Source organism: Pseudomonas sp. UME65 (assembly GCF_014170225.1).
In the GTDB taxonomy this organism is placed as follows: Bacteria; Pseudomonadota; Gammaproteobacteria; order Pseudomonadales; family Pseudomonadaceae; genus Aquipseudomonas; species Aquipseudomonas protegens.
Genome location: NZ_LZZQ01000016.1, coordinates 704,561 through 726,586 on the forward strand (window position 1 = coordinate 704,561; position 22,026 = coordinate 726,586).

General features: G+C 57.5%; 28 protein-coding genes and 1 pseudogene. 26 read left to right on the top strand and 3 right to left on the bottom strand.

All coding sequences use genetic code 11. The features are described from left to right. Nucleotides 1–114 precede the first annotated feature (114 nt). Genes A9971_RS28245 through A9971_RS28255 form a run of 3 tightly spaced genes read left to right on the top strand, consistent with a single transcriptional unit; the run spans nt 115 to nt 1,795 of the window. Nucleotides 115–870 carry a PFL_4669 family integrating conjugative element protein gene (locus tag A9971_RS28245; RefSeq protein WP_174395450.1) on the top strand — a complete coding sequence of 252 codons (756 nt, stop codon included), beginning with the start codon at nt 115–117 and terminating at the stop codon, nt 868–870. Then, nucleotides 867–1,379 (top strand): DUF3158 family protein, encoded by a 513-nt coding sequence (locus A9971_RS28250; RefSeq protein ID WP_183000266.1) that lies wholly within the window; start codon nt 867–869, stop codon nt 1,377–1,379. Before A9971_RS28245 ends, A9971_RS28250 begins: the two co-directional genes overlap by 4 nt. A gap of 2 nt (nt 1,380–1,381) precedes the next feature. Further along, nucleotides 1,382–1,795: a single-stranded DNA-binding protein gene (locus A9971_RS28255; protein ID WP_174395448.1), complete on the top strand. Its 414-nt coding sequence runs from the start codon at nt 1,382–1,384 to the stop codon at nt 1,793–1,795. Nucleotides 1,796–2,061: 266 nt separating this feature from the next. On the opposite strand, the gene A9971_RS28260 is transcribed toward A9971_RS28255, so the two are convergent. Next, nucleotides 2,062–2,319: a hypothetical protein gene (locus A9971_RS28260; protein WP_174395447.1), complete on the bottom strand. Its 258-nt coding sequence runs from the start codon at nt 2,317–2,319 to the stop codon at nt 2,062–2,064. Nucleotides 2,320–2,528: 209 nt separating this feature from the next. Between A9971_RS28260 and A9971_RS28265 the strand changes: the two genes are divergently transcribed. The 14 genes and pseudogenes from A9971_RS28265 (at nt 2,529) to A9971_RS28330 (ending at nt 13,210) form a co-directional block, all read left to right on the top strand. Next, the gene (locus tag A9971_RS28265; protein ID WP_174395446.1) at nt 2,529–2,870 is read left to right on the top strand and encodes a helix-turn-helix domain-containing protein; all 342 of its coding nucleotides are present in this window, start codon (nt 2,529–2,531) and stop codon (nt 2,868–2,870) included. 899 nt (nt 2,871–3,769) lie between these two features. Further along, nucleotides 3,770–4,351: an STY4534 family ICE replication protein gene (locus tag A9971_RS28270; protein ID WP_174395445.1), complete on the top strand. Its 582-nt coding sequence runs from the start codon at nt 3,770–3,772 to the stop codon at nt 4,349–4,351. Nucleotides 4,352–4,420: 69 nt separating this feature from the next. After that, nucleotides 4,421–4,678, top strand: coding sequence for a hypothetical protein (locus tag A9971_RS28275; RefSeq protein WP_174395444.1), 258 nt, complete (start codon nt 4,421–4,423; stop codon nt 4,676–4,678). A 101-nt stretch (nt 4,679–4,779) separates the two neighbouring features. Beyond that, nucleotides 4,780–5,274, top strand: a complete 495-nt coding sequence (gene radC, locus A9971_RS28280; RefSeq protein ID WP_174395443.1) for a DNA repair protein RadC — start codon at nt 4,780–4,782, stop codon at nt 5,272–5,274. A gap of 52 nt (nt 5,275–5,326) precedes the next feature. Further along, nucleotides 5,327–5,980 (top strand): ABC transporter substrate-binding protein, encoded by a 654-nt coding sequence (locus A9971_RS28285; protein WP_226524832.1) that lies wholly within the window; start codon nt 5,327–5,329, stop codon nt 5,978–5,980. A gap of 96 nt (nt 5,981–6,076) precedes the next feature. Next, nucleotides 6,077–7,018, top strand: a complete 942-nt coding sequence (locus tag A9971_RS28290; protein ID WP_174395442.1) for an IS110 family transposase — start codon at nt 6,077–6,079, stop codon at nt 7,016–7,018. Nucleotides 7,019–7,035: 17 nt separating this feature from the next. Continuing rightward, nucleotides 7,036–7,185, top strand: a pseudogene (locus A9971_RS28295) (ABC transporter substrate-binding protein); the annotation flags it as partial. 106 nt (nt 7,186–7,291) lie between these two features. Continuing rightward, nucleotides 7,292–7,834: a PilL N-terminal domain-containing protein gene (locus A9971_RS28300; protein WP_174395441.1), complete on the top strand. Its 543-nt coding sequence runs from the start codon at nt 7,292–7,294 to the stop codon at nt 7,832–7,834. Then, entirely contained in the window at nt 7,831–8,508 is a 678-nt protein-coding gene (locus A9971_RS28305) for a chemotaxis protein (protein ID WP_174395440.1), read from the top strand. Before A9971_RS28300 ends, A9971_RS28305 begins: the two co-directional genes overlap by 4 nt. Before the next feature lie 9 nt (nt 8,509–8,517). Continuing rightward, the gene (locus A9971_RS28310) at nt 8,518–9,231 is read left to right on the top strand and encodes a TIGR03759 family integrating conjugative element protein (RefSeq protein WP_183000267.1); all 714 of its coding nucleotides are present in this window, start codon (nt 8,518–8,520) and stop codon (nt 9,229–9,231) included. Then, a complete protein-coding gene (locus A9971_RS28315; RefSeq protein WP_174395438.1) occupies nt 9,213–9,761 on the top strand; it encodes a lytic transglycosylase in 549 nt (182 codons plus the stop codon). Before A9971_RS28310 ends, A9971_RS28315 begins: the two co-directional genes overlap by 19 nt. After that, nucleotides 9,758–10,273 (top strand): integrating conjugative element protein, encoded by a 516-nt coding sequence (locus tag A9971_RS28320; protein ID WP_174395437.1) that lies wholly within the window; start codon nt 9,758–9,760, stop codon nt 10,271–10,273. Before A9971_RS28315 ends, A9971_RS28320 begins: the two co-directional genes overlap by 4 nt. Before the next feature lie 9 nt (nt 10,274–10,282). After that, the gene (gene traD / locus A9971_RS28325) at nt 10,283–12,388 is read left to right on the top strand and encodes a type IV conjugative transfer system coupling protein TraD (protein WP_174395436.1); all 2,106 of its coding nucleotides are present in this window, start codon (nt 10,283–10,285) and stop codon (nt 12,386–12,388) included. A gap of 90 nt (nt 12,389–12,478) precedes the next feature. Further along, complete coding sequence (locus A9971_RS28330; protein ID WP_174395435.1) at nt 12,479–13,210, top strand: TIGR03747 family integrating conjugative element membrane protein; 732 nt, start codon at nt 12,479–12,481, stop codon at nt 13,208–13,210. Nucleotides 13,211–13,486: 276 nt separating this feature from the next. Here the strand turns inward: A9971_RS28330 and A9971_RS28335 are convergent, their stop codons facing one another. Next, nucleotides 13,487–13,858: a histone-like nucleoid-structuring protein, MvaT/MvaU family gene (locus A9971_RS28335; RefSeq protein WP_174395434.1), complete on the bottom strand. Its 372-nt coding sequence runs from the start codon at nt 13,856–13,858 to the stop codon at nt 13,487–13,489. A 302-nt stretch (nt 13,859–14,160) separates the two neighbouring features. Here A9971_RS28335 and A9971_RS28340 point away from each other — a divergent pair, with 302 nt between their 5' ends. The 9 genes from A9971_RS28340 to A9971_RS28380 are packed head-to-tail and all read left to right on the top strand — an operon-like array spanning nt 14,161 to nt 21,628. Continuing rightward, nucleotides 14,161–14,496, top strand: coding sequence for an RAQPRD family integrative conjugative element protein (locus tag A9971_RS28340; protein WP_174395433.1), 336 nt, complete (start codon nt 14,161–14,163; stop codon nt 14,494–14,496). Beyond that, nucleotides 14,493–14,732, top strand: a complete 240-nt coding sequence (locus A9971_RS28345) for a TIGR03758 family integrating conjugative element protein (protein WP_174395432.1) — start codon at nt 14,493–14,495, stop codon at nt 14,730–14,732. The genes A9971_RS28340 and A9971_RS28345 overlap by 4 nt, the downstream gene beginning before the upstream one ends. Nucleotides 14,733–14,749: 17 nt before the next feature. After that, nucleotides 14,750–15,121: a TIGR03745 family integrating conjugative element membrane protein gene (locus A9971_RS28350; RefSeq protein ID WP_174395431.1), complete on the top strand. Its 372-nt coding sequence runs from the start codon at nt 14,750–14,752 to the stop codon at nt 15,119–15,121. Between the two features lie 7 nt (nt 15,122–15,128). Beyond that, complete coding sequence (locus A9971_RS28355; protein WP_174395430.1) at nt 15,129–15,542, top strand: TIGR03750 family conjugal transfer protein; 414 nt, start codon at nt 15,129–15,131, stop codon at nt 15,540–15,542. Continuing rightward, the gene (locus A9971_RS28360) at nt 15,539–16,180 is read left to right on the top strand and encodes a PFL_4703 family integrating conjugative element protein (RefSeq protein ID WP_183000268.1); all 642 of its coding nucleotides are present in this window, start codon (nt 15,539–15,541) and stop codon (nt 16,178–16,180) included. Before A9971_RS28355 ends, A9971_RS28360 begins: the two co-directional genes overlap by 4 nt. After that, complete coding sequence (locus A9971_RS28365; RefSeq protein ID WP_183000269.1) at nt 16,177–16,989, top strand: TIGR03749 family integrating conjugative element protein; 813 nt, start codon at nt 16,177–16,179, stop codon at nt 16,987–16,989. Before A9971_RS28360 ends, A9971_RS28365 begins: the two co-directional genes overlap by 4 nt. Continuing rightward, on the top strand, nt 16,979–18,496 hold the full coding sequence (locus tag A9971_RS28370) for a TIGR03752 family integrating conjugative element protein (RefSeq protein ID WP_174395427.1): 1,518 nt from the start codon (nt 16,979–16,981) through the stop codon (nt 18,494–18,496). The genes A9971_RS28365 and A9971_RS28370 overlap by 11 nt, the downstream gene beginning before the upstream one ends. Beyond that, nucleotides 18,459–18,875, top strand: coding sequence for a TIGR03751 family conjugal transfer lipoprotein (locus tag A9971_RS28375; protein WP_183000270.1), 417 nt, complete (start codon nt 18,459–18,461; stop codon nt 18,873–18,875). Before A9971_RS28370 ends, A9971_RS28375 begins: the two co-directional genes overlap by 38 nt. Continuing rightward, nucleotides 18,875–21,628: a conjugative transfer ATPase gene (locus A9971_RS28380; RefSeq protein ID WP_183000271.1), complete on the top strand. Its 2,754-nt coding sequence runs from the start codon at nt 18,875–18,877 to the stop codon at nt 21,626–21,628. The genes A9971_RS28375 and A9971_RS28380 overlap by 1 nt, the downstream gene beginning before the upstream one ends. A 41-nt stretch (nt 21,629–21,669) precedes the next feature. Here A9971_RS28380 and A9971_RS28385 read toward each other — a convergent pair whose 3' ends face one another. After that, entirely contained in the window at nt 21,670–21,927 is a 258-nt protein-coding gene (locus A9971_RS28385; protein ID WP_174395424.1) for a LasR-specific antiactivator QslA, read from the bottom strand. Nucleotides 21,928–22,026 lie beyond the last annotated feature (99 nt).

Sequence of the window (22,026 nt, forward strand, 5' to 3'; positions counted from 1 at the left end):
CGTCAGTTATTAGCCCCTTTTCACCAAACCGAACAGGCCGCATTCAGCTTTTTGGCTGCCCCTAACCCTCTTCTGTCGCAACGTTCCCGTCCAAGCTTTTGCGAGGACAATACCGTGGCCGATCACTACCAACTCAACCTGGGCTCGTTGCGCAGCAGCATCAGCCTGACCCTGCACACGCACCACGCCGCCCGAATCTGGCAAGGTCGAACTGCACGCGAAGGCGCTCACTCAATCATGGGGATGGCGGGCTACATCAGTGTCACCAACCTAATCAAACAAACCGCCGCCCAGGACGATCCCTATGCCGATTGGGCCATCGTACAGCTCGAAGAAAAACTGACGCAGGCCAAGAACGGGATGCTGGAACTGACCCAGCAGCTGGATCGAATCAGGCAGGACCTGCCGACCCAGATAGATATGAGTGACAACCTCAACATTCACCCCGTCACTTTGCCGTTGTACATCGGCAGCCAGCTGGGTTTTCTGGCGGTCTACCTGCTGACCGACTACGACACCCTGGTACGCCGGACCCTATTGGCCCATCACACCGCGTTGATCGGTCGCAGGGACATGGAAGCCTGGATCGACGACGGTGCTCACTTGCTGCGCAGCTTGTTCGGCCAGGCGCAGCGTTATCGAAATGCCGGCGTCACCCGCGATGACATGGCGACCAACAACGCACGCGCCCTGGCGGCCATCGAGAAATTTGGACTCCCCCCCACGGACATCCTTGAAGGACATCACCGCTCCCAGTTTGCGCCGCCGATCATTCGTCAGGGAGCGATACCAGTAGATGCCCCTAACGACTCAGCCGAAGACCAGGGAGAGTCCTTTGTAACAGTGGAAGTACCGGAGGACGATGCATGAATCCCCTGCTCCCAGTTCAACCCATCGCTTTTGAAGTGCTGACACAGGATGCCTATCGACAACTCGAACACGCTGCCTCCCTAAAAGGCCTTTTAAGGCCCTTTAAGGGTAAGGGGGAGTTGGAGTACCTGGCGCAAATAGCGAAGGAGATCGAGGCGCAGTTACGTCATCTGATGGAGGTTTCCGTGCAGCAGGCAGCCCAGCCCCCTTTCTCACTGCTGAACATTCGATTGGTGTTGCAGAACACCAGCGCAGGCAGCAGTTTTTTGCGTTGGCGCACCCGTGATTTTACCCGCATGGGGGTTACGGTCTGGGAGCGCCAAGTCTCCCACAAAGCCTTGTCACAGGCCGTACGCGAGGGATTGCAGCGAATCGAATGCGACCGCATTGCTCTGAACTTACAGATGAGTGTGGTGCATTCACTTTACCGCCAGGCCACGACCTGCGCGATCAAAATGGGCAGTGCCGAGCAGCTACTGCGCCAGTTCAAAACAGCAGTGGAGGTATGACAATGAGCACTTTTTTTGTCGGCGAAGGCAACATCGGCAGTGCGCCAGAATTCCAGGAGTTTGCCTCAGGCAATGACGAACCTCGATGCTTGTTGAGGCTGAATGTGTACTTCGACAACCCAGTACCGCGTGATGGTAGCTATGAAGACCGAGGTGGTTACTGGGCGCCGGTCGAGCTCTGGCACCGGGACGCCGAACACTGGAGCACGCTGTACCAGAAAGGCATGCGAGTGCTGGTCGAGGGCCGCACGGTGCGGGATGAGTGGGAGGACAGTGAAGAAAACACAAGGGTGACCTTCAAGATCGAAGCGCGCCGAGTTGGAATCCTGCCTCACCGGGTGCTCAGCACGGTCATGAAGGAACGCCCTGTTAAACAAACGAGCCCCGAAAAAACCGATGACCAAAGCACAGCTTGACGCAATTTCGGCATAAAAAATGCCGCCTTTCGTGAACCTTCAGGACGGTGGTCACTTACCTTTCGTGTTGATCCGTCCTGCCTCCCAAGCAACAACGTGAAGAACAAACAGCTCATTGCGTTTTTAGCCGATGCCGAAACGAAAACAACCTCTATTTAGGTACTTTAGGTTCCGAATCAATCTCGCCAATGAAAGTGCAGCTGTACGCTGCCTGGAGGACGTGCCAAATCACCGCTTCAGCGCCCAAAGACAACATTCAACCTCGGTCAGTGCACCATCAGTGGCAACAGACCTCCCTCTAACTCGGTTAGGGGCTGTCCGACCTCTCGGGCCAAGGCAACGCCCGTCGCCATCCAGATTTGCCCCAACTCATTGAAAGCCTGCAGGTGGGCTGGATGTTCGTTGAGCCAATGGACAAGGCTGTTGAAGTGCTCAGGATTTTCAGGGAAATCATGAATGCTGATGAACAACTCCATTGTCCTGTCCCAAATCTCATCCGTACCGTTTTTACTCTTCTCTTCCATGCGCAGCGTTTCCTCTGATTCACCTAATCAACTCATCCATTCTCACTGACCATCCCGACCACTAAATCCCTGGGGAATCGAAGCAGCGTCGCGATGAACGGATATTTCAGTCATGATAACAACCCAAAGAGTCGATACTCAACCTTAAAGGATGTTCATGTCAGCGAGTCTTTGCTCAACCATTCGGGTTGAACTGGAGAACTCAACCTTTGGCACATAGACATCCAACCCAAGTCCAAATCGGACGCATGATCGCGAAGCACCGAACCGAGCGTAATCTGACTCAGGAAGAAGTTGCGGAGCGGATGGGAATCGGCAGTGAAGCCATATCGCGACTGGAGCGGGGTGTGGTGGAGTTGTCCGTTATCAAGCTGATGCAACTGGCGGAAATTTTCGACTGCCGAATGGACGAGCTGCTCACCGAGTCAAGCAATCGCCCCATCGATCAAGCCAACATGATCTCCGGTCTGTTGAGTGACCTGAAGGAAAACGACCGTGCCTTTATCCTGGCCACGGTGGAGCAATTGGCCGCTCATCTCGGCAGCAAGTAACCCTTTTTACTGCCATTTGATCCAGGGAGTGCTACGGGCTTCTTTACCTTGACGTCGCCCCGCCTTCCTTGCTGTAGTACCCTTGGATCATCGCCAACGGCGGCCCAAGACCGACTCGCTCCGGGTAGCTCGGTCGGACTCCCTGAGTTCGGAGCCCTCTCCTCTAGAGAGTTTTATTCCTATTTGTGCTCGACCAGGTCGGGGTGGCGGATGACCCCTGTTGCCTCTAACAGGCAATAGCGGTCATCCGCTGCGGCGACCGCCTTCAGTCCCGGCGCCCACCGGGGAAACACTGGGCACCCTTTGTGCGCGGATGCGTGCCAGCAGCTTTCGATCCAGGCCACGACAAGGGTCGGTTGGTGACTCATGGCGCAGTTAAACCAAGTTTTACGAGGCACTTGTCGACTGCGTCTGACCACCAAAGGTGGCTGTTATCTTCCTCGCCTGGCTCACCGCCAGGCCCACTCTTCACTTTCTTCTGTCCACCAACTGCCATTGTATTCTGGCCATAAAAAATCGAGTTACAGCGCCTTGACGCCCCCCTGTGACGGGCATATACAAAGAGCATGGTTCGCTGTCGTTGACAGCCCAGCCCAGGTAGCTTGAACCTTCAAGGCTACGCCACTTATGTGGTGGTTTACCCCAAGTACGACCAGCGTTCGGAAGCTCGTACGATTGCTGCTTCGGCGGTGATGAATGCCCCCTACTCCAGACCTTCGGATCCATCGCAGACGCTCCTCTGCTGCGCTGCTATTCCCCAGACGCATCACGCTCATCATCACCGGCTTACCGGTGGTGAATAGTTCACTGCGCGTCTTCACCTTCCCCACCCTGACGGGGGCTCACCTCCCCGCCAGGGACCGTGCGTCACCGTTTTCCCTTGAAACAGGAGAACCACCATGGCCCACGCTAACCAATCCCCAGAAGCGACCACTTACTTCAACCTGCACACCGTCGGCATCGGCTACCTCAACCGCGTTCGCGAGGTACAAGTGCGCCGCGGCCAGCCGTTCATGGCCTGTGATATCTCAGCCCTACACGGCGCTTCCAACGCCGTGGAATACACCCGCTTCGATTGCAAAGTCGCTGGGGGTGAAGCTGAACGCTTGATCCGACTCTACAAAGACGCCGTCAACGCCGAGAAAAAAGTCTTGTTGTCATTCCGTATCGGCGATCTGTGGATCGATCCCTTTCTCTACGAGAAAGGCGATAAGCAAGGTCAGCCGGGCGCCGGCCTGAAGGGCCGTTTGCTGTTCATCGACTGGATCAAGGTCAATGGCACCTTCGAATACAAAGCGCCCGCCAGGCAGGAGGCAACAGCACCTGCTGAGCCAGCGCCCATCAGTGAGTCCTCTTCATCGTCGGCTAACACCGACGCTGAGGAGATCGAAACGCCAACACAGACTCGACTCGAGTCCGTCTCCCCACCCGTTGCAGGTACAACTTGCGGTGATGCTACACGTACCGTTCAGTCCGCCTGAACAGTTCACGATGTTCCTCAGCAAGGCGCTCCTTAGAGCGCCTTTTCCAATCTACACTGGGGGCCCCTCATGGAATCCTTCTGGCTTTGCGACGACTGCCTGTTCGGTGCCGCTTACGAGGATTACAGCACGTTATCGCTCTATCACTCGGAACATGAAATCGAGCAGCGCATTGCCGCGATACATCATGGCCTGATGCAGTTAATGCCCATCAGCGCCGACTTCAACTTAGACGCAGGCTGGGGCATAAAAGCCTTTTCCTCATTACCCTGCGATAGCTGTGGTTCGTTACTACATGGCCAACGCCACCGTTTCACTCGCCTGTAAACAGAACGTCATCGGCTAACACGCACGACTCCACACCCACCCTGGGGGGACCACTCCCATCAGGGCGTGTACCCCTGATTTCCCCCATCAGAGGTACCACCATGAGCTCCTCACACCCACAGATTGAGACCTCGGACTTCGAAGCTGATCGCATTACCCAAGAAAATGGACTGATCGACGAAGCCCTGCATATTTTGGATCGTCGACTGTTTGCCCAAGGCCCAGACCTAACGTCACCCGACACGGTCGCTGCATATCTAAAACTGCAACTGGCACCGCAGGAACATGAAGTGTTCGCGGTGATTTTCCTCGATGCCAAACACCGCGTCTCGGCGTTCGAAGTCCTCTTTCACGGCAGCATTGATAGCACCAGTGTTTACCCCCGCCAAGTCGTTAAACGCTCCCTGGTTCATAACGCCGCGGCCGCCATTCTTGTTCACAACCACCCTTCCGGTTGTACGGAGCCTAGCCTGGCAGATCGTGCTTTAACCGCACGGCTGAAAGACGCCTTGGCCTTGGTCGAAGTACGGGTGCTGGATCACTTCATCGTAGGCAAAGGTCGTCCGTTCTCCCTGGCCGAACATGGCTGGCTTTAACCCTCAAAGGCGCCGAATGGCGCCTTGTTCATTTTCATTCTGGAGACTTCACATGAACCCTCTCCCGCAAGCAGTAACTCCGCAGCCAAGCTCAAACCCATTTGCACGCGGTTACGACCACTTTCAGATCGAACAGCTGTTACTGATCACCTATGAAAACGACTGCCCTCCCTGCTTTCGCCCCGTACACGACTCACAAGCCCATCTGCCTGATGATGCCCTGCAACAGTACACGTGCTTGTTTAATGACGATTTCGCCTTAATCAGTGAAGGCCAATCCATTCCGGATGAGTTGGATGAGCAGTGCGAATCTACGGGACTGGTACGGCAGGTGATCTACGCCGTGAGGGGCGAAATGTTCAACCAGTGGCATCACGTCGGCGACTTGTACTCCCTGGAAGAAGCCCAAGCCATGGTCCACCGCTTACGCTTCGAAACAGGTCACTACAGTCGAGCCTGGGAAATCAGCACCGCACACCTCACTGAAGAAACGGTGCGCTACTTGGGACGCCGGGCTGGCAGCTTGGGCAGCAGACCAACCGGCCTGCTGTTCGAGCCCTTTACCTTGAGCGACTGCCATGGCGTCGGGTGTAAGTTGATCGGCACACCCTGGGCTGACGATAACCTGTTAACGATCGAGGGCCGCCCTTGTAAGCTAATTTCTACCTGCCTCAGATCGCGGTGCCCTCGGATTTCGAGATCGTGAGTGAGCATGGGTCGAGGCAGGTTCCTTCCTAAATTAGTCCGAACGGTTGCCTGGGCTTAAAGCCCGATTCTGCAAGGTTGGACAGGGGAAATCACCATGAACCAAGACTCTGCACTTGTCGGAATTGATGTTTCCAAGAGCACGCTGGATTCATTTGTCAGCACGACTGGTCAGGTCGAGCAGTTTCTTAACACGCATGACGATATTCAGCGTTTAACCAAATATCTCAAGGCACAGACACCAGCTTTGGTGGTGCTGGAGGCAACAGGCGGATTCGAGCGGCTAGCCGCCGCTGAGCTATCCGCTTCTGGTTTACCGGTTGTTATTGTCAACCCTCGGCAGGTCCGTGATTTTGCGAAGGCTACAGGCCAACTGGCAAAAACTGATGCACTGGATGCTCGGATCATTGCCGAGTTTGCCCAAGCAGTTAAGCCCGCTATTCGCGAACTTGCGGATGAACATGCTCGTGAGTTGGCAGATCTGCTGGTACGACGTCGTCAAATCATCGACATGCTGGTGGCGGAACAGTCGCGTTTGAAGCAAGCAGTGTTTAAAGCACTTCAACAGGACATCAAGGCGCATGTTGTGTGGTTGCAGAAGCGACTTAAAAATACCGATGATGATTTACACGATGCAATCAAGGCTTCCCCGATCTGGAAGGCTAACTATGACTTATTGCGTGAAGTGAAAGGTGTCGGTGACGTGCTCGCGCTTTCGTTGTTAGCGATGCTGCCTGAGCTAGGCAAGGTCAATCGCAAGCAGGTAGCTGCGTTGGTAGGTGTGGCTCCTTACAACTGCGATAGCGGTATCTTTAAGGGCCGCAGGCGGATCTGGGGTGGTCGAGCCGAACTAAGAAGTGTGTTGTACATGGCAACTCTGTCTTCAAAGCTCCATAACCCCGTGATAGAACAGTTTTATAACCATTTGTTGGCTGCTGGGAAGAGCAAGAAAGTGGCCTTGGTTGCCTGCATGAGAAAGCTGCTGACGATTCTGAATGCCATGATCCGCGATCAGAAACACTTCGCTGAAATGGCTTGAAGTTCGACACGGTTGCTTACTCATGGCTGAGGCAAGAGCAACTCGACGCTGGCACACCAGAAGCCTTGGTCAACGTACTGTATCTCGCGGCACTGGCAGATGTGCGATTGTTGATCTTCGATCCTGATGCTGCTGTCTTGGATGGACTCGCCATTTTTGATGAGTAGTCACGTGTTCGGCGTAAACACGACCCGTCTTGAATCAACTTTCTCACTGATCCGCTCCATAACCTCATGTCAGGTTCTGCACTGAATCTGACATGAGGTTTGTTCCATGGAGCGTTTTTTCACACTTATCTGCCTGCTGAGTTTGCTTAGCGCCTGCGCCGCGCAAATCCCCACCCCATTGCCGAGCGATCCGCAAATCGACACTGGCGCCAAGGGTGCCCGGCTCTCGGGAGACAATGGCAAAGCACATCACCCGGCAGAACTCCGCTATGGCCGCTACACGTTAGTCAGCACCGAGGCCACCCCGGAACAACGCGACCTTCTCTCTCAAATTATCGACGTCAGTGTGCCCTCCAACCTGAGTTCTTCAGTACAGGATGCAATGCACTACGTGTTGCAGCGCTCAGGTTATTCGCTCTGTCCTGCCGCCGGGACCGTGACAACGCTTTTTACTCGCCCCCTGCCTGCCGCCCACTACCGGCTTGGACCAATCCCATTACGCAGCGCGCTGCAAGTACTCGCAGGCCCCGCCTGGCAACTCACTACCGAAGACGTCAGCCGCTCAGTTTGCTTCGAACAACAGAAACCTGAACACGGCATCGCATCGCCTGCCCCTGCTTCAACTCACCAGTCGGAGGCTCGCCGATGAAGGCCTCAACCTTTCAAACCCTCATCGTAGGATTGCTTTGCCTGGCAGTCGCCAGCCTGAGCGCTGGCGTGTTCAACCAGCATCGGCACATGACCGAGCTGCAGAGCACCGCCACGCAATACCGACAGACCCTGGACACCCTGCAACATGATTCAAACACCCTAAAAGACGCCCAGGAGAAGCTGCAGTACGCGGTGAAAGACTTGAAACAAATGGTCGATAGCGGCGAGCAACAGGCCAACACCCTCGATCCGATGCTGAATCAATGGGTCCAGGAAATACAGGAGCTGCGCGACGGTCTGACAACCCGTGCGACTGAGGCAGACCTGGCGGCATTAAGCACACGCGTTGAGCACGTCGAACTAAAACTCATCGACATCAAGCCTCAGCCATCGTCCCTACCACCAACACCGCTACCTGCGGAGATCAAACCCAGAAAAACAGATCGCACCAAGCCCGTCCCTCTATCACCTCCGTTCTCAGTGTTGAGTGTCGAGTCCCGCGGTGGCGAGAGCTTTCTAGCAGTTGCACCTCATCACTCTCGCTCGCTCACGGATGTTCGACTGCTCCATAGCGGCGAACAGCTCGGAACCTGGCAACTGAAAACACTGGAACCGAACTCAGCCGTCTTCGCGGTGGCCGCTCAGCCAGACCAGACCGTGTATTGGCCTTGAGAGGCGATCATGAACAGAGCGCCACTCCTCTCCATCGTCTGTCTCGTGTCGTTGTTGAGTGCAGGTGCTGCGGTAGGGAGTCCCCTCACGACACGGTCACAGTTCCAGGACACGCAGCCTGCCCCCCTGAGACGCTCTGACTCCAGGCAGGCCCCAAACTGGGGTCTAACTGAGCAGGAATGGACACGCTTCGAACAGATCCAAGCAGGCCCCCGCGGTTTTTGGAGCCCAAACCTCGATCCACTGACCACACTCGGAGTCGAGGCCGAGACTGACCAAGAGCGCCAGCGCTATGCCGAGTTGCAAGTAGCGTTAGAAGCCAAACGCGCCGAGCGCGAGTTTGCCTATCAGAACGCTTACACCGCGGCCTGGGCCAAGCTGTTTCCGGGACTGCTGCCGATTCAGGGCATGGCATCCCCGGCCAGCTCGCCGGTCGTGCCACGCCAAGCACTGTTTGTGGAAGATCGCTGTTCAGCGTGCATTGCCAAAGCGCAGAGCTTGCAAAGCAGCAACACGGCTTTCGACATCTACCTGGTGGGCAGTCAAGGCGAGGATGAGCTCGTTCTCAGCTGGGCTCGGCAAGCAGACATTGATCCTGCCAAGGTTCAGCGCCGGCAAATAACCTTGAACCATGACCGTGGACGTTGGTTCAGCCTGGGTGCCCCGGGGCCCTTGCCAGCCACATTTCAACAGGTGAATGGCCAATGGCAACGACTCGACTGAATGGGATTGCGCTGATGTTAGTGATGCTAGCGGTTCAGGCAGAGGAGCTCCCGCCGCCGGCCTACCAACTGGCGGCACATGAGGCCGGTATACCTTCGGCCGTACTGTTCGCGATTACCCTACAGGAAAGCGGTACCCGGGTCCGTGACCAACTGCTGCCATGGCCGTGGACGCTGAACATTGCTGGAATGCCCTATCGCTTTACGACGCAACAAGCCGCCTGTCATGCACTGCTGCTGGCTCTCACGCAGTATGGCGCCAAGCGAGTCGATGCCGGACTTGGACAAACCAACCTGGGCTACCACGGACACCGCTTTTCCAGTCCTTGTGAGGCCCTAGACCCCTACCAAAATCTCGCCGTTACCGCTGCCCTGCTGCAGGAGCATCACGCCGCTACCGGTGACTGGGTATCCGCTGCAGGACGCTATCACCGACCCGCAGGGGGAGCGCCAGCTGCGCGCTACCGCGCTGGTTTTTCCCGCCAACTTCAAAGGTTGTTGGTCTCCAGCAAACAGGGCACACCGCCATGAAGAGAATCCTCCTAACCTGTTGCTTCAGCCTCCTATCGGCACCTTTCGCCCAGGCGATGCCAATCGAGCCTGGGGATTCGGCTAGCCACCTCAGTCAACGCAATACTCCGGCAACAGCTTTGCCGACAGCTCACAAAGTTCCGGCTGATTTGCCCGCTAATGCGGACCTGTCCAAGTATGCCGATGATACTTGGGTATTGCCTGTTCACAGCGCCCTCCTGAGCCCCGGCCAGATCACATCTCGCGCCTTGAACATGCCGGGCTTGCAAGCATTTTTTCTGGTCGGTGACGATCGCCAGTCACTGACTTGGTTGCGTGAACGCGCAGCTGAACTACACGAACTGGGTGCCGCAGGCTTCGCCGTCGAAGTGGCCGACGCAGAGGCTTTAGCCCGGATTCGAGCACTTGCCCCCGGCGTTACCATCCTCCCGGTCAATGGTAACGACATCGCCACACGCCTGCAGATCGAACACTACCCCGTCTTGATCACCAGTACCTCGCTGGAACAGTGAGTCCATGTCATGGCCGAGCATGCGATGGAATCAAAGCTTCGGCCAGCAGTGGAGCTGTACACCGTCGCGATCTGCCTTGCAGCCGCCGTGTTGTGCCTGTACTCGCCCTGGGCCGTGGCCCTGTCACCCGAAATCGGTTTGGTGGCCGCGTTAGCTTATGCCCTGTTTGGCTTCATACGCCTGCGACAAGGCTGGGAGGTAGTGCGCTATCGGCACAACATCCGGCGGCTGCCCCGCTACGAACTGACCAGCCGGCAGATTCCGGTCAGCCGTAAATATCTATTCATGGGGCGCGGCTTTCGCTGGACGCGCCTGCATACCCAGCGCTTGGTCGAGGCTCAGGATCCGGCTGTCGCTCACTACGTCGACCAACCGACGCACTACCGCTTGGCCCGTGGACTCGAAAGACGCCTGGAACATGCGCCGTTTCCCCTGTCGACATTGGCGCGCGTCACCGCCTGGGATAACGCGTTCAACCCGTTGCGACCGTTACCACCGGTCGGTGGCTCAACGCTATTGCATGGGGTTGAGCCCGACGAAACGGTGGTCAGTCTGCCACTGGGCGAACGGGTCGGACACACCTTGGTCCTGGGCACGACGCGTGTTGGCAAAACGCGGCTCGCCGAGGTGTACATCACCCAAGACATACACCGCGTCGAACACGAGGTCGTGATCGTCTTTGATCCGAAAGGCGATGCCGACCTGCTCAAACGGATGTACGTCGAAGCCAAACGCGCCGGTCGGGAAAAGGAGTTTTATGTTTTCCATCTGGGCTGGCCGGAGATCTCCGCTCGCTACAACGCCGTGGGACGCTTCGGGCGTATCTCGGAGGTAGCATCGCGCATCGCCGGGCAGCTCAGTGGTGAAGGCAATTCCGCAGCCTTCCGCGAGTTTGCCTGGCGCTTCGTCAACATCATCGCTCGAGCGCTGATCGAGCTGGGCCGACGTCCGGACTACCTGCAGATCCAACGTCATGTGGTCAACATCGATGCGCTGTTCATCGAATACGCTCAACAGTTTTTCGCCAAGAACGACTCGAAGGCCTGGGAAGTGATCGTCCAACTCGAGGGCAAGCTCACCGAGAAGAACATTCCCCGGCATATGGTTGGGCGTGAGCGGCGCGTGGTAGCCATCGAGCAATACTTGGCGGCGAAAAGAGTATTCGATCCAGTGCTGGATGGGCTGCGCTCTGCGGTACGGTATGACCGCACCTACTTCGACAAAATCGTCGCCTCGCTGCTGCCACTGCTGGAGAAACTCACCACCGGCAAAACCGCCCAGTTGCTGGCCCCCAACTACACCGACCTGGATGACCCGCGGCCGATCTTCGACTGGATGCAGATCATCCGCAAACGCGGCATTGTGTATGTCGGTCTGGACGCGCTGACCGATGCCGAGGTAGCCGCCGCGGTGGGCAACTCCATGTTCGCCGACTTGGTCTCCGTCGCAGGCCATATCTACAAACATGGCGTCGACCATGGACTGCCCCAATCAAGCAGCAACAGTGACAAGGTGCCGATCAACCTGCATGCCGATGAGTTCAACGAGTTGATGGGTGATGAATTCATCCCATTGATCAACAAAGGTGGCGGTGTCGGCATCCAGGTGACGGCTTACACCCAGACGCTTAGCGATATCGAAGCGCGCATTGGTAGCCGTGCCAAGGCCGGCCAGGTGATCGGTAATTTCAACACGCTGCAGATGCTCCGCGTGCGCGAGACCGCCACCGCGGAGCTGCTCACTCAGCAGTTACCGAAGGTGAACGTGCTCACCAGAACCCTGGTATCGGGCGCAACTGACACCTCTGACCCCGAAGCCAATACAGACTTCACGTCCTCCTCCCAGGACCGCGTCAGCAGCACCAGCGTGCCGTTGATTGAGCCCGCTCACATCGTCAGCTTGCCCAAGGGGCAAATGTTCTCCTTCCAGTCCGGTGGGCAGCTCTGGAAAGTCCGCATGCCCTTGCCTAAGCCGTCCAACGACGATGCCATGCCCAAAAACCTGCAGGAGCTCGCACACCGTATGCGCGCCACCTACAACGCGCAGGTGGGACAGTGGTGGACGGTCAACGGAGGCGGGCCAACAGAAAACTTCGATCTGGATCAGGTGGGGTAGCCCACCCCGCGATATTTTTTTTATTCAGTAGTACACGATCCAGAAAACGTCGTGACCACACGAATTCCGCTGCGCGCATAGAGGTGAACAATGGCGACACCCGCTCAGCACACCGTGCAACAGCCGATCCAGCGTCCAGGGTTGATCATCTCGGCGATCCGCTTAGTCCTACGCGTCATCGGCTTGTTGATGGCCTCATTGTTGTTCTCGATCCTGATCGAGTTCGCTGGCCTGCTGCTTTTCTGGGGAGACCAGGGCTGGCGGCATAGTCAGGCCATGCTGAGAAGTGAATTAAGTTGGCTTAGCGAGCACTTTAAATCTTCACTTCTTATCCAACAGCCTGGGCAAACGATTACCCACTGGCTGGATTTCCTCTATCAGTGGGTGCTGGTCAAAACAGGCTTTGCGGATTTTGCCCAGCAGGCGCGGGTTTCGAGCCAGGGCAACGGCTTCTGGAGCTGGATCAACCAGTTCTACGTACATATCGAGGACTTTGTACTGTCGGCGGTGTGTGTCACTTTCACCTTCGTGGTGCGCCTGACCATTCTGGTCCTGTCCGCCCCTCTGTTTCTGTTGGCCATGTTGACCGGTTTTGTTGATGGACTGATGCGCCGGGATCTACGTAAATTTGGCGCAGGGCGAGAAAGTAGCTTTGTCTACCATCGAGCGAAACGAGCCGTAATACCACTGCTGATCGTGCCGTGGGTTATTTACTTGTCCTTGCCCTTTTCGCTCAATCCCATGGCTGTGTTTGTTCCTTGTGCTGTGATGCTCGGCATCACTACGGCAATCACGGCAACCACATTCAAGAAGTATCTCTGATTCGGAAAAAATCCCTTTAAACATTCTGATGCCAGGATAGCGATCCAACGACCGAAAACTGATATTCCATATGAGTGCAAAAACTGCTAGAGATCATCCACTACTCCCACTATGAGCTAGAACATTAGGTGAAATGCAGTCGCCCAAGATTGCGGGAACATCAAGGATCTAAACACCAATTGAAACTGTTGCAGGATGGGCTCAAGACTTGCACCCTAGATGTATCATTCCCACCGAAAAAAGGACCTTTACAGGCCCTTTGTCATCAAACCGATCTTACTGAGTACGCCAGGAGTCGACAACATCCGCGCCAAACTCGACTTTCCATTCTTTCAGTTGCCGATGATTTCCGCCCTTGGTTTCGATTACCTCACCCGAGTTTGGATTCTTGTAGATCTTCACGTCTCTAGTCTTGCGGACTGCTTTTACGGGAAAAACTGCCGTGCCTGAGGTACGACGGCCAGCTTCCGGATCCAGAATGCTAATGATGTTCTTCAAGCTGAAGCCGTACTCACCAAGCAACGTCCGCAATTTACTCTCAAACTCCATCTCTTTTTTCAGGCCGGAATCACTTTTCATCGACTCAAGCTCTGCGAGCTGTTCAGCCAGTTGTTGCTCAAGCTTGCGAAATTCAGCCAAACGAGACATCTGAAATTTCCTTCAGGTTAGCGTAATTAAGAATGAACATTCTAATGCTAGGCGATGATTAGCTCCTCGTCACCTATGCTGGCCCTGAATTAACTTACGCACACATTGTCGTATGAACAACACACTATGATTGAGCTCAAAATTTTCTTCTGAGCATTTTTCTAACCAAATCGACTACTGATGTATGTGAGCAGACCTATTCGGCTCTCCCCAAAAAAAGCGATAGGTCCCACCTCGCGTTTAATGCTGAGTCATTCGACCTCTGACTTGATTCTGTTCCCATATCTTCACGGGCCAGTATCATGCCAACTACCGCCTTTCGCTTCTTGTTGCTTTTCTCGCTGGCTATCGCCAAGGGCAGCAGTTATGCCGCATCTGCTCATGAGCAGGATCAGCTCAGCCGAGTCCAGCAGCAGCTCGAAATTATCGAGCGCCTTACGGCGCGAGCTATGACAGACAACACGGCGGCTCCCGACGATCGCTATCGCTTCGACTATCCCCGCCTGTCCAGGGACATCCAACACATACGGGACGGCATACAGGGTTATCTATCCCCTTCCCGCGCACAACCTCGCGACCCTGGTGAGCTGGTGGGTGATTACCGCCTCGACACTCCGCCTGCGGAGCCCTTGCCATGAGCATGACTGAAACTCAGAGCGCTGCGTTTCAAAACGCCTCCGGTTTTTCATCGCAGAGCAGTTCGACGCTCTGGATATCCCTGGTTCTGATTCTGACCTTGCTGTGGTGCGCATGGGTGATGTGGACGGCTTACCGCGGCTGGGCCGCCGGCAGCGTGCGCTTCGGCGCGTTTGGCGGTAGTGCTGCACGCGTGTTGCTCGCGTTGTTGGTTCTGATGTTCTTCACCCTGTCTTAACACCGGAGATCACCATCATGCTTAAGTGCCTTGTCCCTCTGAAAAATAACTTGCGTGATCGTGCCAGTCAGCGCCTGTTCGGCCTGCTGCTGGTGCTCGGTCCAAGCCTGGCTTTTGCCGAACTCCCCACCATGGAGGCCCCTTCGCGTGGCGAAGGATCTGGGTTAATCGAGACGATCAAAAACTATGCCTACGACGGCGGCATCCTGCTCGGTCTGCTGATTGCCCTACTCGCTTTCTTGGGGGTGGCGTGGCACTCGTTGACCGTATACGCCGACGTACAGAACCAACGCAAGACCTGGAAGGATCTCGGCGCTGTGGTCGGTATCGGCGCCCTGTTGGTGGTGATCATTATCTGGTTTTTGACCAAGGCTGCCGCGATTCTGTGAGGTAGGCATGAACGACACTATCGAACGCCTTTCCGACGGCACCTTGGTTTTTCTGCCGGAGCGGCTCAACCGTGATCCCGCCGTATTGCGTGGTTTGACCAATGATGAGATGTGGGTAGCGCTCGGCACCGGTGCGGTCATTGGCCTGCTGCTAGGCGTTCCGCTGGCGATCGCCACCGCCTCCATTGCCGTGGCGCCGACCAGCATGATCGCAGGCATGGCGGTGGTGTTATTTGCCGGTGGCACACTACTGCGTCGGGCCAAACGGGCTCGCCCCGAGACCTGGTTGTACCGCAAGCTCGAATGGATGCTTGCCAGCCGTTGGCGTCTGGGTCGCGGAAGTTTGATTCTGCACTCCGGTGCCTGGACGGTTCGCCGCTCAAGCCGTCTCCGTCCTGCCCTGTCCCGGTGGCTACCATGAGCCGGTTTCGGAACAAGGTCGATGCCCAACAGGCCCACATCTTCAGCCTGCGTCTGGCGGTAGTGATCGGTGCCCTAGTCTGTGCCGGACTTTGGTACGGCTGGCGCTCGGCACCGACCGATCTGACTGTGCATGTCCCCCCAGACCTACGCTCGGGCAGCACGCGCAAGTGGTGGGATATCCCCTCGGAGAATGTCTATGCCTTTGCCCTGTATATCTTTGGCCAACTCAACCGTTGGCCCTCGGATGGCGAGCAGGATTATCGCCGCGCCATCTATGGCTTGCAGCCCTACCTGACACCCGCCTGCAAGGCCTTCCTCGACGGCGATTACGAGTACCGCAAGGCCGCTGGCGAACTGCGCCAGCGGGTGCGTGGCGTCTACGAAATCCTGGGACGAGGTTACAGCGAGGATCCGGAACTCAGGGTCAAGCAACTCGACCGCGACAGCTGGTTGGTCAAGCTCGACCTCAATGCCGATGAGTATTACGCCGCCGAACCGGTGAAACGGGTGGTGGTGCGTTATCCATTACGCGTAGTGCGTTTCGACCAGGATCCCGAGCGCAACAAGTGGGGGCTGGCACTGGATTGCTATCAGGGCACGCCGCAAAAAATCGCTCTGCCTGGAGGTGAGCCATGACGCGGATTTCTACCCTGGGGCTCACCATCGCACTGATGCTATGGGGAGTTGCTGCGCAGGCCGTCGAGCTGATGCATTGGGAACGCCTCCCCCTCGCGGTCCCGCTGGTGATCAATCATGAACGAGTGGTCTTTGTCGATGAGGCTGTTCGCGTCGGCGTGCCCTCGACCCTGACGGGCAAGCTGCGCGTGCAATCAACTGGCGGCACGCTGTACCTGCGCGCGTCGGAAGCCATTGCCCCGACCCGCCTGCAACTGCAGTCGGTCGCGACGGGCGAGATCATCCTCCTGGACATCGCGGCCACTCCCGGTGATCAACCGCTGGAGCCTGTGCGTATTCTTAAGAATGCTCAGATGCAAGCTACCGAGGCAGAATCTAGCACCGTCCCTGTTCCGGAACGCACACCGATCCCAGTCGCTTTGACGCGCTACGCCGCGCAAAGCCTGTACGCGCCGCTGCGCACCGTGGAGTCCCTGCCCGGTGTACGCCGCGTCCCGCTCAAGCTGCGCACTGAACTGCCGACCCTGCTGCCCACCGAAAACGTGTCCAGTATGCCTATCGCCGCCTGGCGACTCGGTGATTACTGGGTGACGGCGGTGAAGTTACGCAACCGTGGTTCAGCGACGGTGCAACTCGATCCGCGCTGGCTTCAGGCCAAGCTGTTCGCCGCGGCCTTCCAGCATGCTTTCCTCGGGCCTGTCGGCAGCGCTGAAGACACCACGATCGCCTACCTTGTCACCCGCGGTGCCAGCCTCGAGCAAGCCGTGCTGCTCCTGCCCGTTGCGCGAGGTGCTGGCGATGAAGGCTAATGCATTGCTCAAATGGCTGGTACCGGCTGCGCTGCTGGCCGTGGTGCTGATCATCCTGAAAACCTGGGTTGCGGGTGACAGCAGTTCCTCTCCTGAGAAGCCGGTTGATCAGGGCAACCTTCAGTTATCCGCCGAGCAAGCCAAGTCGCTCGGCATTGCGGGCGATACCCCACGCGACACGGTCGCCACCCTGGTCGGCCAGGTGAAGGCCATGCGCAGTGACATGCTCAGTTTGAAGAAACACAACGATTCGCTGTTGACGGAAAACAACCGCCTACGCGAGCGGGAAAGCAGTGTCGATTCGCGTATCCAGACCGCGCTTGGCAGTGTGACCCAGCAGGTCGACGAAGGCCGCCGCCAAGCCAACGAGGCCCGACTCAAAGCGGAACAAGACAGTCGTCAGGCTCGCGGCCTGCTGACGCAATTACAGGAGCAGTTGTCGGGGCTGGCTGGCAAAAGCAAGGACATGCCGATCGGATTGGGGCTTGAGCCCGGCGACGGCACTCAGTTCGAAGGGCGGCACTCTACCAATGATGCGCTACAGTGGATTGAGCCCTCGGATGCTCCGCCCACCGATGCCCGAGGCAAAACCACGACCTCCTCCTCACTGAGTCTGCCGACTGCCTTCAACTCACTGGAAGGCTTGAAAGATAACGCCATTGATCGTAGCCAGAAACAGCTACGTGCAGCCACCCAGGGTGAACGTGACCTGACGCGATACGCTGATCGTACCGAAGGCGCGAAGCCGGTCTACACCATTCCCGAAAACGCGACATTGATGGGCTCGGTCGCCATGACCGCGCTGATCGGCCGAGTCCCGGTGGATGGCACAGTGAATGATCCCTATCCCTTCAAGGTGTTGGTCGGTCCGGAGAATCTGACTGCCAACGGCATCGACCTGCCGGACGTCGCAGGTGCCGTGATGAGTGGCACGGCGTCCGGGGACTGGACCCTGTCCTGCGTACGCGGACAGGTCGAGTCAATCACCTTTGTGTTTACCGATGGCACCATCCGCACGGTGCCTCAGCCGAAGGCGGTAGCCAGCCGCACTGCCTCCACCACCCAGAGCTCGAACACCGACAAGATCCGTGGCGGACTCGGTTACCTGTCCGACCCGTATGGCATCCCGTGCATCGCCGGCGAGCGCCGCTCGAACGCCCAGCAGTACCTCGGCAGCCAGAGTCTGATCACTGCGGCCGGTGCGAGTGTCGCCGCCTTGCTCGGGGATGAGCAGAACAACAACAGCTTGATCAGTTCGGGCGGCAGTGCCTTCGGGGTCACCAACAGCAAGGGCAACAGCGCGCTGAATTCAATTCTCAGTGGCGGGGTCAGCGATATCCGCGAGTGGGTCAACAAGCTCTATGGCGAGGCCTTTGCGGCCGTGTACGTGCCACCGGCCGCACAGGTCGCGCTGCACCTCGACCATGAGATCACCATCGACTACGAGCCCAAGGGCCGGAGCGTTCGCCATGAAAAAGACCATGCCTCTCTGCCTGACCTGGATTAGCGTGCTCTGCTGGGTTCTGGCGGGGTGTTCCACCGACAAGGACATGCTGCTGCCCCATGGCGAGCAAACCATGCTGGACATCTGGAACGGCGCCGGTTCGCAAGGCACTCAGCAGCAACTGCTGGAGGCTCGACAGCAGTTACGCCGCCCGTTGGCTCCAGCAGATTTCTCCGCGTCTCTCCAGGAGCCGTACACGCGCACTGCGGCGAACGAGATCCGCAACCTGTTCCCGCGCCTGCCCAATCCCGATCTGGTGCTGTACGTGTACCCACATTTGAGTGGGACAGAGCTGGCACCAGTTCCGGGTTACTCGACCGTCTTTCCGTTCTACCAACGGGTGCAGTACGCATTGCCGGGTGAACGTCAGGAAGACTTGTAGTGCGTAGCGGCGACTCGGGGAACCGCACTTCTGCATGGAAAGCCTGGCGCAACCCATTGCGTCCTCACGCCACCTTGGCCGATGAAGCTGCACTCTATGCGCACAACCCCAGCTTCACCGATCACCTGCCTTGGGTCGAGTACCTCGACACCGAGCAGTGTTTTCTGCTGGATGACAATCGCTCGGTGGGCGCGGTGTTCGAGTTGTTGCCCATCGGTACCGAAGGGCGCGAACCCGATTGGTTGATGGCGGCCCGCGATGCACTTGAGGATGCCCTGCAGGATAGCTTTGACGAGCTGGATCAAGCGCCTTGGGTGGCGCAGTTTTTCTGCCAGGACGACAACGACTTCACCCCCTGCCTGACCCGGCTCACCGATTATATTCAGGACAGCGCGCGAGGCACGGTCTTCACCGGAGCGTACCTGGAACTTACTCGCCGCCATCTGCAGGCCATCGCCAAGCCCGGTGGTCTGTTTGAAGATAAGGTAGTGACGCGCCTACCCTGGCGCGGTAACGACCGCCGGGTGCGCCTGGTAGTCTATCGCTGGCTTGAGTCTGACGCGGAGGAGAAGGGTCTCACCCCCGTGCAATCCCTGCATCAGGCTGGCGAACGTATCGTGGCTTCGTTGCAAGCTTGCGGGGTGCAATCGACGCGAGTCGATGGCCGAGGTCTGTATGCCTGGTTATTGCCCTGGTTCAATCCGGCACCCACGCTCACCGATGAGGCACCCGAGGATTTCTACCGCCGCGTGGCCTACCCGGAGTGTGGCGACGGTGAGTCGCTGGCACTGCCCTTCGACCACGACTTTGCCGAGCGACTGTTCTTCAACGAACCGCGTTCAGATGTGCAGCATGGACTCTGGTTTTTTGACGATCAGCCCCATCGAGTCGTGGTAGTGGACAAGCTGCGCCGAGCGCCCTTGATTGGTCAACTCACTGGCGAAACCCGCAAAGGCGACGCGGTGAATGCCCTGTTCGACCAGTTACCCGAAGGTACGGTGATGAGTCTGACTTTAGTGGTCAAACCACAGGATGTACTCGAGGATCAGTTGAACCGCCTGACGCGCAAAGCCATCGGTGAAAACCTGGCCTCGACCCAGACCCGCCAAGATGTTGAAGAGGCTCGCGCGATCATTGGTCGCCAGCACAAGCTGTACCGCGGAACGCTGGCGTTCTACGTGCGCGGTCACGAGGAGCAGCAACTGCACCAGCGCTCGGTCAGCCTGGCCAACGCTCTGCTGGGTGCTGGGCTGCAGCCGGTACGCGAAGGCGATGAAGTCGCCGCCTGCAACAGCTACCTGCGCTGGTTGCCGATGGCTTACAACCCGGCCCGAGACATGCGCAACTGGTACACGCGCCTGATGTTCGCACAGCACCTGGCAAACCTCCTTCCGGTGTGGGGCCGCAGCACGGGCACAGGTCACCCGGGCATCACTCTGTTCAACCGCGGCGGTTCGCCATTGAGCTTCGACCCTCTGTCACGCCTGGATCGGGCCATGAACGGTCATCTGCTGTTGTTCGGCCCCACCGGTGCAGGCAAGTCGGCGACCCTGGTCACCCTGCTGATGCAGGTCATGGCGGTGTACCGCCCTCGTCTGTTTGTCGTCGAGGCCGGAAACTCCTTCGGGTTACAGGGCGACTACTTTGCGAGACAGGGCCTGTCGGTCAACAAGGTCCAATTGAAACCTGGCGCCTCGGTCAGTCTCGCACCGTTCGCCGACGCTTGGCGCCTGGTCGAGCAGCCGGACCAGGTAGCCAGTCTGTCGATCGATGAGCTGGACGATGAGGTCGTAACCAGTCGCGAAGACCAGCGCGACATTCTCGGTGAATTGGAAATCACCGCTCGACTGATGATCACCGGCGGCGAGCCCAAGGAAGAAGCCCGCCTGAGTCGAGCCGACCGCAGCCTGATCCGCGAGTGCATCCTGGATGCGGCGCAGACCTGCGTCAATGCGGGCCGCCAGGTGCTGACTCGCGACGTGCGCGACGCCTTGCTGCGCGTCGCCGCCGACCCGCATTTACCGGAGAAACGTCGTGAGCGCGCCCAGGAAATGGGCGAGTCCATCGACCTGTTTTGCCAGGGTTTCGAAGGGGAACTGTTCGATCGCGAAGGCACGCCTTGGCCTGAAAGCGATGTGACCATTGTCGACCTGGCCACTTATGCCCGCGAAGGCTACGAGGCACAGATGTCCATCAGCTACATCAGCCTGATGAACACTGTGAATAACATCGCCGAGCGCGATCAGTATCTGGGACGGCCGATCATCATGGTCACCGACGAGGGCCATATCATCACCAAAAACCCTCTGCTGGCGCCATTCGTGGTCAAGGGCACGAAGATGTGGCGTAAGCTCGGCGCATGGTTCTGGCTAGCGACGCAAAACCTTGCTGACTTTCCCACGGCTGCGCAGACCATGCTCAACATGATCGAATGGTGGATTTGTTTGAACATGCCGCCCGCGGAAATCGAAGAGATCGCCCGTTTCAAAAAGCTTTCACCAGCGCAGAAAGCCTTGCTGCTCTCCGCCAGTAAGGAGCCGGGGAAATACACCGAGGGAGTGGTGCTGTCGAAAAAGCTCGAGACGCTGTTTCGAGCCGTACCGCCCAGCCTCTATCTCGCCCTGGCCATGACGGAGCCCGAGGAAAAAGCTGAGCGCTGGACACTGATGCAGGAGAACGGCTGCTCTGAGTTGGAAGCGGCGTATCGGGTAGCTGAACGGATCGATAGAGCGCGAGGAATAGAACCCGCATAGGGGAATCTATTCAGGCCTCTCGCTCTAAAGCGAGTGATCGGTTATTGCGATACGCTCCGGAGCCGCTGCTGAATCCTCAACAAGAATCCGGCTTCGAAGGCATCCTGGCAGTCACCGACAGGAAAGGTCTTGCGGGTTTGCGCCAGCTCCCACCACAGGGGAATCTCACCGGGCGTATCAAGCCAAGCCTGAGCGCATTGCACGCCACGCTCGATCATCGGGGCAAACTCGTTGCCCCAGGGTGTCAGAAGGCCCGAGCAACCATCCGCCGCCGGAATTGAAATGTAGATTTCGTCCATACACACCCTAGATTTCTGATTTATTGTTAGACGTTGGGGCCAACTTTGACAAGCTTAACCACGCCAAATGAACGCTCGATAACAGGCATGAGCATCAAA